This is a genomic window from Streptomyces sp. RG80 (genome assembly GCF_040446465.1).
In the GTDB taxonomy this organism is placed as follows: Bacteria; Actinomycetota; Actinomycetes; order Streptomycetales; family Streptomycetaceae; genus Streptomyces.
Genome location: NZ_JBEAAJ010000006.1, coordinates 617595 through 632921, shown reverse-complemented (window position 1 = coordinate 632921; position 15327 = coordinate 617595). Strand labels below are relative to the sequence as shown.

The window sequence follows — 15327 nt, the reverse complement described above, 5'->3', positions numbered from 1 at the left end:
CCTGACGGGAGAGGGTGCGCCGGGGCATCGTGCGGGTGCCCGCAATCCCGCTTGGTGTCACCGCACGAGCGCGGCGCACGTGTGTCCTCCTCAGGGAGGAGCCGCGGCTACGGCCGCCGGACCTTCCTTGCGTACCGCGGTTGTCCTGAAATCGCTCCGGCCCGACAGCGGCCCGAACACCGTGATCGACCGGATCCCTGTGTGCTCAGTCCGCGTCGGCGACGATGGAGCCGACGCGTTCGGCCAGGGTCGGGTCGCGGCGGACGAGGAGGGTCGCGTAGGCGACGGCGGCGAGCAGGGCGGCGATGGCGGCGTAGGGGAACCAGTTGTAGGGCGGGGGCTGGCCGGGCTTGGCGAGGTAGTACAGCGGGACGAGGATGGCCACCGCGCCGAGGGCCGGCAGGAGCAGATGCCGGACCAGGCGGAACTCCTGCGGCCGGTACCTGCGGTAGTACAGCGGCAGGGCGACGTTGGAGGCGAGGTAGACCAGCAGGATCAGGATGGCGCCGAGGGTGGAGGCCTCGGTGAAGAAGACCACCGGGTTCATCGAACCGCTCTTGGAGCCCAGCAGGTGGCCCAGGCCCCAGCCGCCGATGATCAGCAGGGCGGCGGCGGTGAAGGTGACGATCGCGTTGTTCGGTGTGCGGCGGGTGGGGTGCACGTAGCCGAAGAACGAGGGGAGCAGACCCTCGCGTCCGGCGTTGAACACCAGGCGGGCCTGTGAGTTGATGCCGGCGATCAGCACGCCCAGGGTGGAGGTCAGGCCGCCGAGGTAGGCGAGGAACGCCAGCGCGCCGAGGGTGTCGTGGGCCACCTCGATGAAGGGGATCCGGGACGCCCCGAGGCGGGTCACGTCGTAGCCGAAGCCGGTGACCGTGGCGTAGGCGAAGAGGACGTAGCTCACCGTCATGATCGCGACGGAGGAGAACACCGCGCGGCCCACGTTGCGTCGCGGGTTCTCCGTCTCCTCGGCGAGTGCCGCCGAGTTCTCCCAGCCGATGAGCAGGTACACCGCCAGCGGGAACCCCGCCGCCAGCCCGCTGAAGCCATGACTGATGTGGCCGGGCAGGAACGGATCGAGGGAGAGGTCGCCGCGGTGTTCCACGAGTGCCGCGATCGAGACCACGAGCAGGACCAGCATCTCCGCGCCGAAGAAGTAGCCGGCCCACTTGGTGGAGACGACCACTCCGCGCAGCATCAGGACCACCGCGAGACCGGTGAGCAGCAGTGTCCAGATGATCCAGGGGAGGTCCACGCCGGTGTAGTGGTGCAGGGTGATCTGCACGAACCCGCCGGAGATCGAGATGACGCCGGCCATGGCGATGATGTAGCCCAGCGCCGCCAGCAGGGCCGTGGTCACCGCGCTGACCGGTCCGAAGGTCTTGCCGACGAAGGTGATGAAGCTGCCCGCCGAGGGGTGCGCGCGGGAGAACTCCGCCAGCGTGTTGCCGAGGAGCGCGACCGCGACACCCGCGGCCAGGATGGTCAGCGGGGATGCCACGCCCGCGGTGGTGGCCAGGAAGGCGAAGCCGAAGAAGAAGCTCATGGCCGGGCCGACGTTGGCCATGGTGGCGGCGGCGATGTCCGCCATTCCGAGGACGCCGCCGCGCAGTCGCTGCGGCGCGCCGCCGACGGGGCCCGGCGGGGACAGCGGACCGGCTCCGGGGTGGGGCATGGCGGCAACTCCTCGTGCGGTGTGGCGGCGTGATGGGTGCGCGGGTGTCATCGACGGTCGGGCCGGCGGCGCGAAGGGGCGTCAGCGGTGCCGGGAGCGGTGGTGTGCCTTCACCGCCTGCACGGCCGGATCGGTCGCCCCCCGCCCGAGTTCGGCGAGCAGTTCGGCGTGCCGGCGGTTCTGCTCCCGTACCTCTTCGGGCTGCGGTACGGGCAGCAGCAGGCACTGCCGGCCGACCAGATCTGCGGCGAACTCGCGGATTCCGGGCCCGCCGAGCGCCTCCGCGAGGTCCAGGTGGAAGCGGGCCTCCAGCTCGGCGAGGTGTGCCTGGTCGTCGGTCCGTTCCATCTCTTCCACCAGCGCCCGGAGCCCGTCCAGCCGCTCGGTCGGGACCTCTCCGGAGCCGTGTGCCACGAGACCGCATTCGAGCAGCAGATGAAAGGCGTCCACCGATGCCGCTTCGTCGGCGTCGTGCATCGCGGCGACGACGGTGTCCCAGTCCTGCGCGACGAAGGTTCCGCCGGTCCGTCCGCGCCGGCGGTCGAGCAGGCCGTCCTGGCACATGCCTTCCAGCGCCCGGCGCACGGTGATCTCGCTGATCCCCAACTCCTCGGCGAGCACCCCGACGTCCGGCAGCCTGTCCCCCGGCCGCACGGATCGCAGGCGTACCCGCAGCGCGATCCGCGAGCGGACGAGATCGGATCCGCTCTGGCCTCCGAGGGGCAGCGCGCGGGCGTGTCCCATGCCGATGACCGGGGTCCGGGTCTGTCCCGGCTGGTCGTAGGGCCCGAACTTGCCCGCTGCGTTCACCACGGCGTCACCCTAACGGGCCGCTGTTCGCGGCCGCGGCCGGCGGTTCTCGTGACGAGGCCACGGTGTGTCGCAAGAGGGCTCCCAGGACGAGGGGAACGGCGGGAGGAGCGGGGCACGATGAAGAAAAATTAGAGCAAGGTGAACAATTAAACAAGACCCTGCTGCGGCTCGTCCGACAGTGGAGGAAGGGCCGGGGCTCGGCCGGTCGCCATAGGGCTGACCAGGGCTTTCACCTCTCGGCGGGAGCGCGAGGGCGAAGCGTGCGGGATGCACGCACCCTGCGACGGGCGGCGTGCGGACGTGTCAGGGCGGACGAACGACCCCTTGTTTTATTTGTTCGTCCTGAACTATTTTCCTCAACGCCACCGGACCGACCGGTCCAGCCGGCACCGCTCCCGGCTGCCGCGGTCCACCATGCCCTCCCCTCGACCGTGATCGCCACCCCACCGGCCCGGCACCCCTCACACCAGCCCGTCCCCTCCAGCCCCTGGATGTCGAGATGACGACAAAAGCCCCTCTCCCCGCTCCCGATTCGGTGACCACCACTCAAAACGCCGCAGAAGGATCCGGCCTGCAAGCCGGGCTGAAGAACCGCCACCTGTCGATGATCGCGATCGGTGGTGTCATCGGCGCCGGTCTGTTCGTCGGCTCCGGCTCCGGCATCGCCACCGCCGGCCCCGGCATCCTGATCTCCTATCTGCTCGTCGGCATCCTCGTCGTCCTCGTGATGCGGATGCTCGGCGAGATGGCCGCGGCCAATCCCAGCTCCGGCTCCTTCTCCGCCTACGCCGACCGCGCTCTGGGCCGCTGGGCCGGGTTCACCATCGGCTGGCTGTACTGGTTCTTCTGGGTCGTGGTGCTCGCAGTCGAGGCGACCGCCGGCGCCAAGATCCTCGCCGGATGGATACCCGGGGTCCCGCAGTGGGGCTGGGCCCTGATCGTCATGGTCGTCCTCACCGCCACCAACCTCGCCTCCGTCAGCTCCTACGGCGAGTTCGAGTTCTGGTTCGCCGGTATCAAGGTCGTCGCCATCGCCGCGTTCATCGTGATCGGCGGACTCGCGATCTTCGGCCTGCTGCCCGGCTCGGACCACCCGGCGTCCGGCTTCTCCAACCTGACCGCACACGGCGGGTTCCTGCCCAACGGCCCCGGCGCGATCCTGACCGGCATCCTGATGGTGGTCTTCTCCTTCATGGGCAGCGAGATCGTCACCCTGGCCGCCGGCGAGACCGCGGACCCGCAGGCCGCGGTCACGAAGGCCACCAACAGCGTGATCTGGCGGATCGCGGTCTTCTACCTGGGCTCGATCCTCATCGTGGTGTCGCTGCTGCGCTGGGACGATCCGGCGATCCTCAAGGACGGCAGTTACGTCGCCGCGCTGAGCTCCATCGGCATCCCGCACGCCGGCCAGATCATGAACGCCATCGTGCTCACCTCGGTGCTGTCCTGCCTCAACTCCGGCCTCTACACCGCCTCCCGGATGGCGTTCTCGCTCGGCCGCCGCAGCGACGCCCCGGCCGCCTTCTCCCGCACCACCGGACGCGGCGTCCCACAGGCCGCCATCCTCGCCTCGGTCGTGTTCGGCTTCGTCGCCGTCGCCTTCAACTACCTGTGGCCGGACACGGTCTTCCAGTTCCTGCTCAATTCCTCCGGCGCCATCGCCCTGTTCGTCTGGCTGGTGATCTGCTTCTCCCAGCTGCGGATGCGGAAGATCATCCAGCGCGAGACGCCGGAGAAGCTCGTCGTCAGGATGTGGCTCTACCCCTACCTGACCTGGGCCACCATCGCGATGATCACCTTCGTCCTGGTCTACATGCTGACCGACACCGCCGACGGCGGCGGCCGCGACCAGGTGGCCCTGTCCACCCTGGTGGCCGTGGGTGTGGCGGTCTTCGCCCTGATCCGCGAGCGGAGGGGACACAAGACCCCACAGGACGATGTCATCCCGTCGTAGGAGCCCCGGCTCGCGTACGACCGCCCCGACCCGCCGGTGACGCGGCCTCCCACCGCGTCACCGGCTCCACTGCTACCTGCCGGCGCTCTCTGTGATCAAGTGGCGTCATCGCCGCGCACGTCTGTCCTCGCCAGGCACAGCACGGCCGCACCCGCCACGACCGTCGATGCCGCCATCGCCACGGTCATCGGGACGACGGTCCGGTCACCACCCAGTCCGACCAACGGGGAGACGGCGGCGGCCAGTGCGAACTGCGTCGCTCCGAGCAACGCCGAGGCGCTGCCCGCCGCATGCGAGGCACGGGTGACCGCGAGAGCCGTGGCGTTGGCCGCGATCAGGCCCAGTGCGGAGACCGTCACGAAGATCAGAGGTACGGCGATGTCGCGGACGAGGAGTCCGGTGCCGGCGAGGAGGCACAGCGCGACCGAGGACGACGACATGGCGCCGAGGCCGATCCGCAGCAGCAGGCGCGCGCCGTGCCGTGGGACGAGCCGTCTGTTGAGGGCGCTGGTCGCGGTGAACCCGACGGCGTTGACGGCCAGGACCGCCGCGTACTGGCCGACGGAGTAGCCGTAGACCTTCTGGTAGACGAACGGCGATGCCGCGAGGTAGCCGAACAGCGCGCCGAACCCGAAGGCGAAGGCCATGACGTAGCCGAGGAACGGGCGGTCGGACAGGAGGGCCCCCGTTCTGTGCAGCGTGGTGGCAAGGCCCCCGCCGTGCCGGAGCCGTCGCGGCAGGGACTCGGGGACCAGGAGGAACGCCGCGAGGAACGTCAGCACCGACAGTGCCGACAGGGCGAGGAAGATGCCGCGCCAGCCGACGGCGCCGGTCAGTGCGCCGCCGATCAGCGGGGCGACGACCGGGGCCACGCCGGCGATCATCATGAGCAGCCCGTACGCCCGGGCCGCACCCGCTCCTCGCGCTCGGTCGCCGACCACGGCACGGGCGATGACGATCCCGGCGGCCGCGCCGAAGCCCTGGACGAACCTGGCTCCGCAGAGCAGACCGGCTGAGGGGGCCGCGGCGCAGAGGAGACCGGCGGCCGTGCTCACCGCCGTGCCGGCGAGAAGCGGTCGGCGTCGGCCCCATCGGTCCGACAGCGGCCCGACGACCAGTTGTCCAACGGCCAGGCCGACCATGAACGCGGTGAGGGTGAGCTGGGTGCCCGTGGCCGAGGTGTGCAGGTCACGCGCCATGCGCGGAAACGCCGACAGATACATGTCGATGGCCAGCGGGGAGACCCCGCAGGCCAGGGCCAGCGCCGACATCATCGGCGCCGGCAGGTCCGCCCCGTGCTCCGCAGGGGCCGACACGGTGTGCCGGTTGAGCCGTGCCCGGTGCCCCCACATGGCGCTCAGCCGGAGGCGCCGGGCGCGGACGGCCGGTCGCCGGACAGGGAGTCCAGCAACCGTGGCGAGGCCTGGAGCGCGGTGCGCTGCATCAGGTCCACGACACCGCGGATGCCCGCCATCTCCGATCCGCCGCCGGCCCGCCCGGGGCCACCGTGCCGCAGGGCGGGGAGCGGCGAGCCGTGCCCCGTGGTCTGCGCCAGGTTCGTCGAGTCGAGCAGGTGCAGTCGCCCGTGCCACGGTGCCGCCTCCCGGACGAAGGCGGTCGTCCAGGCGAGGTCGTCGCCCACCACGGAAGCGGCGAGACTGCCACGGCCGCGCGCCACCAGGTCCGTGGCGTGCGCGGTGTCGCGGTACGCCAGGACGGTCGCCGCCGGTCCGAACGGCTCGACCTCGTGCGGTGCGGCGGCGTCCGGGTCGGCCGAGATCAGGAGGGTGTCCAGGAACGCGCCCCGCTCGGCGTCCGCGTCCACCACCCGTACCTTGTCGGGGTCGCCGTGGACGAAGCGGCCGGACTCGGCGATCCGGCGTACCGCCTGTCGTATGTCGTCGCGCTGGGCCAGGCTGACGACGGCGCCCATCCGGACGCCCTCCGCGGTGGGGTTGCCGATGGTCACGCCGGCCAGTTCGGTCGAGATCGCGTCCAGGGCGGCAGGTTCGTGCTCGCGCGGGACGAGGACGCGGCGGATGGCGGTGCACTTCTGGCCCGCCTTGACCGTCATCTCGGTCACCACTTCGCGGACGAACGCCTCGAACAGGGGGGAGCCGGGGTCGACGTCCGGTGCCAGGACGATGGCGTTGACGGAGTCGGCCTCCGCGTTGAAGCGGACCGAGCGGGTCACGACGTTGGGGTGGGTGCGCAGGGTCGCGGCGGTGGTGGCCGAGCCGGTGAAGGAGAGGACGTCCTGTTCCCGCAGCAGGTCGAGAGCCGGGCGTACCGAACCCACGACCATCTGGAGCGCTCCGGGCGGCAGGACCCCGGCCTCGACGGCGATCCGCACCAGGTGGGCGGTGAGGTAAGCCGTGGGGGTGGCGGGCTTCACGACGCTGGGCATCGCGGCCAACAGCGCCTGGGCCAGCTTCTCCAGCGGGGCCCAGACGGGGAAGTTGAAGGCGTTCACCTGGAGCATCAGGCCCGGGGAGGGGGCACACAGGTGGACGCCGAGGAAATCGTCGCCGCGGGCGAGGCGTTCGGCCGGTCCCTCGATGAGGACGGGTGCGTCGGGCAGTTCGGCCCGGGCCCGGGTGGCGTAGTCGCGCAGGACGCGGATGCCGCCGTCTACGTCGTACCGGGCGTCGTTGAGGGTGGCTCCGGCTCGGGCGGACAGGGCGTACAGCTCCTCGCGGCGGGCTCGGACGGCCGCGGCGAGCGCGTCGAGGAGGTCGGCTCGCTGGTGGAAGGTGAGCGCGCGCAGGGCCGGTCCGCCGACGCTTCGTGCGTGGGTGAACGCCGCGTCGAGGTCGAGGCCTTCGGAGGAGACGTGGCAGACCAGGTCACCGGTGACCGCGTCGTGCACCTCGGCTGCCGACGCGGGTGTGGCCGTGGGGGTGGTCCAGGTGTCCTGCAGATAGCTCTGGAGCATGGCGAACAGACCGCTTTCGTCGGAGGGGAGACTTGCCTGGCAGACGCGCGGAACGTCACGTGACCGGGTGATGGCCCCAGATGTCGGCGGTGTAGACGCGGCTCACCCAGCTGGCCTCGTCGACCTGCACGCCGCCCGCGCCGATCTCGATGCCGAAGCCGGCCGGCGAGGTCATGTAGAAGGAGAACATCCCGTCGTTGGCGTGCTTGCCGAGTGTCGCCATGAGCTTGACGTCGTGCTCGCGCGTCCGGTCGAGCGCGCGGCCGACCTCCTCGGGGCTGGTGACCTCGCACAGGATGTGGTGGGTGCCCTCGTTCTTGTACGACCGGATGAAGGCGATGCTGTGGTGGCGGGGGTTGCAGCCCAGGAAGTAGAAGGTGCCCCAGGGGTAGTCGGCGGTGTCGCTGAGCCGGAAGCCCAGGACGTCGCAGTAGAAGTCCACCGCCTCCTGGACGTGCGGTGTCTTCATCACCACATGTCCGAGCCCCTGCTCCCCGGTCACGAAGTCCACGCCGAGCGGTGACACGAACTGGGTGGGAGCGAGGCGGCGGCCGCAGAACAGCTCGGTGCGGATACCGAGCGGGCCGGTGAAGTGCACCATCCGGGCCACCTGGCGGTCCTGGCACTCCTCGTCGGTGCCGACGGTGACGTCGATGCCGGCTTCCTTGAGCCGCACCGTCATCTCCTCGATCGCCGCGTGGTCGCGGACCTCCCAGCCGATGACCGTGACCCCGCCGGTCTCCGCCTCCGTCAGCCACATGCGGAACGGGTGCTGGTCCATCCGCAGGCGATGGCGTACGGGGTCTTCGGGGTCTCCCGGCTCGACCGCGAGGCCTATCACTGTGCGGGCGTAGTCCGCCCATGCTGTCGGGTCGGGCGTGCCGATGCCCACGTACCCAAGGCTCTGGATCGTCATGACGACGACGTTATTTGTTAGACCCTTGACGGTCAAGACTCATACGAATACGTTGACGCCATCGAGCCGAGGAGGACCCAGTGCCCGAGAAAGCCCGCGTACGGCCCGTCGACGAGGCCGAGCTGCAGGAGAAGACCCTGGCGTCGCTGGCGCCGTACCGCGATCAGGACGGCCGGATCTACACGATCTGGGCGACCCTGGCGCACCACGAGGACGCACTGCGCCGCTTCCTCGTCTTCGGCAACCACGTGCTGGGCAAGAACACCCTGCCGCTGGCCTCCCGCGAGCTGATGATCCTGCGGATCGCCGCCCGGGCACGGGCGGGATACGAGTGGGACCAGCACGTCCGTATCGCCCGCCGGGCGGGGCTGGCCGACGGGACGATCCTCGGCGCCGCGACCGGCACCTGGGACGGACTCGACGAACTCGACCAGGTGCTGCTCGGCGCCACCGACTCACTGATCGACCGCCAGAGCGTCGACGACGAGCTGTGGAGCCGACTGGAGGCGCACCTGAGCGTCGAGCAGATCATCGACGTCCTCTACACCGTCGGCCAGTACCTCACCATCGCCACCGTCATCAACACCCTCGGTGTCCAGGTGGAGGGCGAGGCCGCCCTGCCCCTCCCCCGGCTCCCCGACCACAAGGAAGCAGCCGCATGAAGCTCGCCAACCTCGCCGGCCGCCCCGTCGTCGTCCGCGACGACCGCGCCCTCGACATCGCCACCGCCGGCAAGGGCGCGATCGAGGCCCGCCTGGAGGTCCTCTCCGACCTCTCCCTCCACGACGAGCTGCGCACGCTCGCCGAGCGCGCCGCGGAGGCCGACTGGAAGCCGTTCGACCCGCGCGACCTGGGCCGGGTCGCCAAGCCGTACAAGGCGATCGGGGTGGCCCTCAACTACCGCGCCCACGCCGAGGAGTCGAACCTCCCCGTGCCCGACGAGCCCTCGGTGTTCGCCAAGTTCGCCTCGTCCGTCGTCGGCCCCTACGACGACATCGTGGTCGAGGCGCAGTACGACAAGGTCGACTTCGAGGCCGAACTCGTCGTCGTCATGGGCAGGGCCGGCAAGAACATCTCCGAGGCCGACGCCTGGTCGTACGTCGCGGGCGTGACCGCCGGGCAGGACATCAGCGACCGGCGTGAGCAGTGGCGCAAGCCGATCAACCAGTTCACGCTGCCGAAGTCCTACGACACCTTCAGCCCGATCGGCCCCTTCCTTGTCACGGTCGACGAGTTCGAGGACCCCGACGACATCGAGGTGGTCGGCTGGGTCGACGATCTCGAAGTCCAGCGGGGCCGGACCTCGGACCTGATCTTCCCGGTGCCCGCGCTGATCGCCTGGCTGTCGAAGCGGGTGACGTTCGAGCCCGGCGACCTGATCTTCACCGGGACCCCGGCCGGCTGCGGTGTCCGCCGCACCCCACGGCTGTACCTGACCGAGGGCAAGGTCCTGCGCACCGAGGTCACGGGCGTGGGCACTATGGTCAATCCGGTCGTCGGCGGCTAGGCAGAGGGAAGGGCGGGAGATCGTGACGGACATCGTGCGTGAGACGGAGATCGCCGGCGCGAGTCGGACCCGGGAGTTCTCGGAGCTGCTGCGCCACCACCATCGTGAGCTGGGTACGACCGATCCCCGGGACCTCGACGCGATCGAGATGGTCACCGATCTCACCCGCCTCGAGGCCCGGCTGACCAAGGACTTCGAGAAGCACGTCCACCGGCCGCTCGGCCTGACCTGGGCGGGCTTCCGGATCCTGAACGCCCTGTGGGTCTACGGCCCGCTCGGCCAGCAGGACATCGGCCGGGTCTCCGGATCCACCCGGGCCAGCATCTCCAGCGCGCTGGCCACCCTGGAGAGCCGGGGCCTGGTCACCCGCGAGCGGGTCGAGTCGGACCGCCGACAGCTGTTCGTGGAGCTCACCGCGGAAGGCCGCGAGACGCTGCGGCAGGCCATCGAGGCCCAGACCAAGCGCGAGCGCGCCTGGACCGGGGTGCTGCGCGACGACCAGCTCAGTGAGCTGGTTCACCTGCTGCGAACACTGGTCAATCAGGACACTCCGGCCGCAGACTGACCGGCACACACCGGCCACTCACACCACGCGGACCCGAGCCCGCGCAGATCACGCACCCCCACATATTCGTCAGGACTCTTACTGTCACACCTCGAACGTCCAGAGCTTCTCAGCAGTGTTTCTCAAAGGAGAGAATCATGGTCCGTCGTGTCGTCACCGGTGTCGATCCCAGTGGTAAGCCCGTGATCGTCAGCGACGGAGAGCCGCCCGTCTCGCGTCAGTACACCCACACCCCCGGCTTCGCCCGTTCCCTGGTGTGGAACACGACGGCTCCCGCCGCCCCGTCGGCCGACCCGACGGAGACCCTGAAGTCCTATGTGCCGGCCCCCGGCGAGACGATCGCCCTGACCGTCACCTTCCCGCCGGCCAGTGTCTACGCCGCCCCGTCCTGGGACCCCGCCGCCGCGGCTGCCGAGCAACTGGAGGGCACGCCCGGCCTCGCCGAGCTCTTCGAGCCGGACAACCCCGGGATGCACACCACACCGACGGTCGACTACGCCGTCGTACTCAGCGGAGAGATCGTCCTCGATCTCGACGGCGGGGAGACCGCGGTCCTCAGGCCCGGGGACCTCTGCGTCCAGAACGGCACTCGCCATGCCTGGCGCAACCTCGGCACCGAGCCGGCCACGGTGTTCTTCGTCCTGATCGGCTCGGAAGCCTCGTCATGAGCGCCCCCGCCACCGCGGCCCCCGGCGCACCGGTCGTAGATCTCGACCTCGCCGACCTGCGCCGGGACCCCTACCCCGCCTACGCACGGCTGCGCGACGAGGCGCCGCTCGCCTGGGTGCCCTCCGTGGGCCGGCACCTGCTCACCCGGTACGACGACATCGTCCACGCCGAGAAGCTGCCCGAGGTGTTCAGCTCCCGCGAGGAGGGCTCGCTCCTGCTGCGTACCGTCGGCCCCAACCTGCTCCGCGAGGACGACCCGGAGCACCGGCGGCTACGGGCCGCCGCCGAGCCACCCACCCGGCCCCGCCAGGTCCGCGACCTGTGGGCCGGAGCCTTCGAGAAGACCGCGCACGAACTGCTCGACCGGATCGCCGGGCGCGGCGAGGCCGACCTGATCGCCGACTTCGCCGAACCGCTCGCCGCGGCCAACCTGGCCCTGGTCCTCGGCCTGCGCAACGCCACCGCCGGGGACATCGCCGACTGGTCGCGGGCCATGATGGCCGGCAACAGCAACTACGCGGACGACCCCGACCTCTGGCTGCGCGCCGAGCGGGCGACCCGGGCCATCGAAGACGCGGTCGCCGAGATCGCCGAGACGGTCCGGCGCGAGCCCGACGGCTCGGTGATCTCCTCCATGGTCCACGCGGCCGATCCGGTGGAACTCGCCGAGATCCAGAACAACGTCAAGGTCATCATCGGCGGCGGCGTCAACGAACCCCGTGACGTCTTCGGCGTGGGCGCCTGGGCACTGCTGAACCGACCCGACGTACAGAGCCGGGTGCTCGGCGAACCGGCGCTGTGGAAGCGGGTGTTCGAGGAGACCGCCCGCTGGGTCTCGCCGATCGGCATGTACCCGCGCCAGCTCACCCAGGACTACGAGATCGCCGGTGTGCGGCTGCCCGCGGGGAGCCGGGTGGCGTTGGTGATCGCGTCCGGCAACCGGGACGCGTCGGTCTTCGAGCGCGCCGACGAGTTCGACGTCGACCGCCCGCACCGCCCGCACCTCGCCTTCGGCGGCGGACCGCACTTCTGCATGGGCGCGTGGGTCGCGCGTCACGAGGTCAGCGCGCTCGCCTGGCCCCTGGTCTTCGAGCGCCTCAAGCAACTCCGCCTCGTCGAGGGCGCGGAGGACCGCATGGAGGGCTGGGTCTTCCGGGGGCTCACCTCACTGCACGTCACCTGGCGAGCCGCCTGAACCCGGCACGCACCTGAGCCGTCCCCACCGGGAGGACTTCATGCCCATCGTCATCTTCGAGCTGCCCGACGGCACCCAGCGCAAGGTCACCGCCGACTCGGGAACCGTGCTCATGCAGGCGGCCGTGTCCCACGGCGTCGACGGCATCGTCGCCGAGTGCGGCGGCAACGCCTCCTGCGCCACCTGCCACGTCTATGTCGACCCCCGGCACAGCGAACTGGTGGGCCCGCCCAACGACGTGGAGGACGAGATGCTCGACTTCACCGCCGCCGAACGCCGTCCCACCAGCCGCCTCAGCTGCCAGGTCCAGCTGTCCGACGCGCTCGACGGACTGGTCGTCCAGGTTCCCGAGGAGCAGGTATGACGAGCGCGAGCACCGCGGGTGTGGTCGTCGTCGGTGGTGGACAGGCCGGGTTCAGTGTCGTCTCGACCCTGCGCGCCTCCGGCTACGACAGTCCGGTCACCGTCCTCGCGGCCGAGCCCCATCTGCCGTACCAGCGGCCGCCGTTGTCGAAGAAGGCGCACACGGATGCCGTCCGTGCCGAGCTGGTGCCGGAGTCCTTCTACCGCGAGCGGGACATCGACCTGCGGCTCGGTGACGCGGCAATCTCCGTGGACACCGCCGCCCGCACCGTGACCACCGCCTCGGGCACCCATATCCCCTACGAGCACCTCGTACTGGCGACCGGAGCCCGCAACCGTCCGCTACCCGCCCCCGGCGCCGAGTTGGACAGCGTCCACGCCCTGCGCTCCCTCGACGACGCCCTCACCATCGGGCAGGCGCTGACGACGGCCCGCGAAGTGGTCGTCGTGGGCGGCGGGTTCATCGGGCTGGAGCTCGCCCAGGTCGCCCGGGCCCGCGGTGCACAGGTGACGGTGGTCGAGCTGGCCGACCGGCTGCTGAGCCGGGCCGTATCCCCTCAGGTGCAGGAACACCTGAGAGAACGGCACGAACAGGCCGGCGTCCGGATCCTCACCGGGACGGCCGTGCGGGCGATCGAGGGTACGAAGCACGTACGGCGAGTCGTCACGGACCGTGGCGTCCTGCCCGCCGACCTCGTCGTCTACGGCATCGGCGCAGCTCCCCGCGACGAGCTGGCGCGGGACGCCGGTCTGGCGGTGGACGACGGCGTGATCGTGGACGCACACCTCCGCTCGATCACCGATCCCCGGGTCTTTGCCGTGGGTGACTGCGCTCGCCACCCGCATCCGTACGCGGAGGGGCTGGTCCGGTTGGAGTCCGTGCAGAACGCCACCGATCAGGGGGCCCTGGTCGGCCGCCGGATCGCCGGCTCGACCCCCGTGCCGTACACGAGCCTGCCGTGGTTCTGGAGCGACCAGGGCGACATCAAGCTCCAGATCGCCGGACTGCGCATGAACACCGACGACGTGTACCTCGCGACCGGAGACTCCCCGGAACGGCTGGCGGCCTACGCCTTCCGCGACGACCGGCTGGTGGCCGTGGAGACGCTGAACTGGCCCGCCGAGCACCTGGCCGCCCGGCGGCTGCTGGAGCAGAGCGCGCCGGTGTGCGCCGCCGACCTCGCGGGATCGACACTCGGCGCCCTGACCAGGGCACGGCGGGCCGCGGGGGTGGGCGGATGAACGACTGGTTCGGTGCCCATCTCATGGCGAGCGCGGCCGAGGCCGGCTCACGACCCGCCCTGGTCTTCACGGACCGGTCCTGGACCTACGCCGAGCTCGATCTGGCCATCCGGCGCACCGTCGCCCGTCTCGACGCGTTCGGGGTGCGCAGGGGCGATCGCGTGGTGATGCAGGGAGCGGCCCGTCCCGAGGCTCTCGTCACGATGTTCGCGGTGACGCGGATGGGGGCGGTCCTCGTTCCCGTCCATCCGCAACTGACCGCTGGCGAACTCGCCGTCATCTGTGAGGAGACGGCGCCGCGCGCGGTGGTCGCCGAGGCGGGGTTCGCGGCGGACGTCCTTACCTGGGACGTCCTGCACGTGGACGACAACGTAGCCTCCGCGCCTCTGACCGAGACCCCTCCTCCCCCGGCCGCGGACGACGTTGCGATCATCGCGTTCACCTCCGGAACCTCCGGGCGCCCCAAGGGTGTTGCGCTCACCCATGACAACCTGCGGTGGAGCATGGTCAACGGTCTGAGCGGGCTGCCCGTCGGCCCGGACGACGTGGCTCTCATCTCCACCCCGCTGGCCCATGTGGCCGTGCTGGGCGGGCTTCCGCAGTACACCTGGGCCCGTCGCGGGACGGTGGTCCTGGCGCCGAAGTTCGATCCGGACCTGTTCATCGATCTGGTCCGGGATCACCGGGTGACGTGCGCCTTCGCCGTGCCGGCCATGGCAGCCCTGCTCGCCCGCCACCCCCGCTTCCCCAGCGAGGACCTGGACGGGCTGCGGTGGCTGCTCTCGGGTGGCGCACCCGCCCAGACCGCGACCAGAGAGCGCCTCCACGAGCGCGGGATCGCGGTCGCCGACTCCTACGGCCTGACGGAGACCTGCGCGGGAGTGACGTACTCCGCGCTCGACACGACTGCCACGGCCGGGCATCCGGCACCTCACGTCGAGCTCCTGGTCGTCGATCCGTCAGGGTCCCCCGCCCCGGTCGGCACGGCGGGCGAGATCTGGGTGCGCGGTCCGTCGGTCGCGTCGGCGTACTGGACCGCCGCCGGGACGCGGCCGGTGACCGATGCCGAGGGCTGGTTCCGCACCGGAGACCGGGGGCTGTTCGACAGCGAGGGCCAGCTGGCCGTGGCCGGCCGGGTCAAGGACACCATCATCACCGGCGGTGAGAACGTCGACCCCGCCGAGGTCGAGAACGCACTGACCGACTTCCCGGGTGTCGTCGAGGTCGCGGTGTCCGGGACGCCGGACCCGGTCTGGGGTGAGCTGGTGACGGCCTTCCTGGTCACGGACGCCGGCGAACCGACCCTGGACGACATCCGCGCCCACCTGGACGGACGCCTGTCCCGCCACAAATGGCCACGGCGCCTGTGCGTCGTGCCCGCGCTGCCACGCGGAGCCACCGGGAAACTCCAGCGGCAGCGTCTCACCACCCTGCTCGACGTCTGATCCCGACTCGAGCCGCTCCTCCTCCCCCACACCCCCCACGCACACGCC

The 15327-nt window shown here is 70.8% G+C and carries 14 protein-coding genes; 9 read left to right on the top strand and 5 right to left on the bottom strand.

The window, feature by feature from the left end; translation table 11 throughout:
* Positions 1-205: 205 nt before the first annotated feature.
* Complete coding sequence (locus ABKA17_RS23625) at positions 206-1675, bottom strand: APC family permease (protein ID WP_353694179.1); 1470 nt, start codon at positions 1673-1675, stop codon at positions 206-208.
* Positions 1676-1756: 81 nt separating this feature from the next.
* The gene (locus ABKA17_RS23620; protein WP_353694178.1) at positions 1757-2488 is read right to left on the bottom strand and encodes a FadR/GntR family transcriptional regulator; all 732 of its coding nucleotides are present in this window, start codon (positions 2486-2488) and stop codon (positions 1757-1759) included.
* A 499-nt stretch (positions 2489-2987) separates the two neighbouring features.
* Between ABKA17_RS23620 and ABKA17_RS23615 the strand changes: the two genes are divergently transcribed.
* Positions 2988-4442, top strand: a complete 1455-nt coding sequence (locus tag ABKA17_RS23615) for an amino acid permease (RefSeq protein WP_353694177.1) — start codon at positions 2988-2990, stop codon at positions 4440-4442.
* 95 nt (positions 4443-4537) lie between these two features.
* Here ABKA17_RS23615 and ABKA17_RS23610 read toward each other — a convergent pair whose 3' ends face one another.
* Genes ABKA17_RS23610 through ABKA17_RS23600 form a run of 3 tightly spaced genes read right to left on the bottom strand, consistent with a single transcriptional unit; the run spans position 4538 to position 8293 of the window.
* Entirely contained in the window at positions 4538-5758 is a 1221-nt protein-coding gene (locus tag ABKA17_RS23610; RefSeq protein ID WP_353694176.1) for a multidrug effflux MFS transporter, read from the bottom strand.
* Positions 5759-5799: 41 nt separating this feature from the next.
* On the bottom strand, positions 5800-7377 hold the full coding sequence (paaZ, locus tag ABKA17_RS23605; RefSeq protein WP_353694175.1) for a phenylacetic acid degradation bifunctional protein PaaZ: 1578 nt from the start codon (positions 7375-7377) through the stop codon (positions 5800-5802).
* A gap of 55 nt (positions 7378-7432) precedes the next feature.
* Positions 7433-8293 (bottom strand): VOC family protein, encoded by an 861-nt coding sequence (locus tag ABKA17_RS23600; RefSeq protein ID WP_353694174.1) that lies wholly within the window; start codon positions 8291-8293, stop codon positions 7433-7435.
* An 80-nt stretch (positions 8294-8373) separates the two neighbouring features.
* On the opposite strand from ABKA17_RS23600, the gene ABKA17_RS23595 reads away from it, so the two are divergent.
* From ABKA17_RS23595 to ABKA17_RS23560, 8 genes are all read left to right on the top strand, one after another.
* The gene (locus tag ABKA17_RS23595) at positions 8374-8955 is read left to right on the top strand and encodes a carboxymuconolactone decarboxylase family protein (RefSeq protein WP_353694173.1); all 582 of its coding nucleotides are present in this window, start codon (positions 8374-8376) and stop codon (positions 8953-8955) included.
* Complete coding sequence (locus tag ABKA17_RS23590) at positions 8952-9800, top strand: fumarylacetoacetate hydrolase family protein (protein ID WP_353694172.1); 849 nt, start codon at positions 8952-8954, stop codon at positions 9798-9800. The genes ABKA17_RS23595 and ABKA17_RS23590 overlap by 4 nt, the downstream gene beginning before the upstream one ends.
* 22 nt (positions 9801-9822) lie before the next feature.
* On the top strand, positions 9823-10365 hold the full coding sequence (locus ABKA17_RS23585; protein WP_353694171.1) for a MarR family winged helix-turn-helix transcriptional regulator: 543 nt from the start codon (positions 9823-9825) through the stop codon (positions 10363-10365).
* Positions 10366-10502: 137 nt separating this feature from the next.
* Positions 10503-11033: a cupin domain-containing protein gene (locus ABKA17_RS23580; protein ID WP_353694170.1), complete on the top strand. Its 531-nt coding sequence runs from the start codon at positions 10503-10505 to the stop codon at positions 11031-11033.
* A complete protein-coding gene (locus tag ABKA17_RS23575) occupies positions 11030-12229 on the top strand; it encodes a cytochrome P450 (protein WP_353694169.1) in 1200 nt (399 codons plus the stop codon). Before ABKA17_RS23580 ends, ABKA17_RS23575 begins: the two co-directional genes overlap by 4 nt.
* A 40-nt stretch (positions 12230-12269) precedes the next feature.
* Positions 12270-12593 carry a 2Fe-2S iron-sulfur cluster-binding protein gene (locus ABKA17_RS23570; RefSeq protein WP_353694168.1) on the top strand — a complete coding sequence of 108 codons (324 nt, stop codon included), beginning with the start codon at positions 12270-12272 and terminating at the stop codon, positions 12591-12593.
* On the top strand, positions 12590-13834 hold the full coding sequence (locus ABKA17_RS23565) for an NAD(P)/FAD-dependent oxidoreductase (protein WP_353694167.1): 1245 nt from the start codon (positions 12590-12592) through the stop codon (positions 13832-13834). The genes ABKA17_RS23570 and ABKA17_RS23565 overlap by 4 nt, the downstream gene beginning before the upstream one ends.
* Entirely contained in the window at positions 13831-15279 is a 1449-nt protein-coding gene (locus ABKA17_RS23560; protein ID WP_353694166.1) for a class I adenylate-forming enzyme family protein, read from the top strand. The genes ABKA17_RS23565 and ABKA17_RS23560 overlap by 4 nt, the downstream gene beginning before the upstream one ends.
* Positions 15280-15327: the final 48 nt, after the last annotated feature.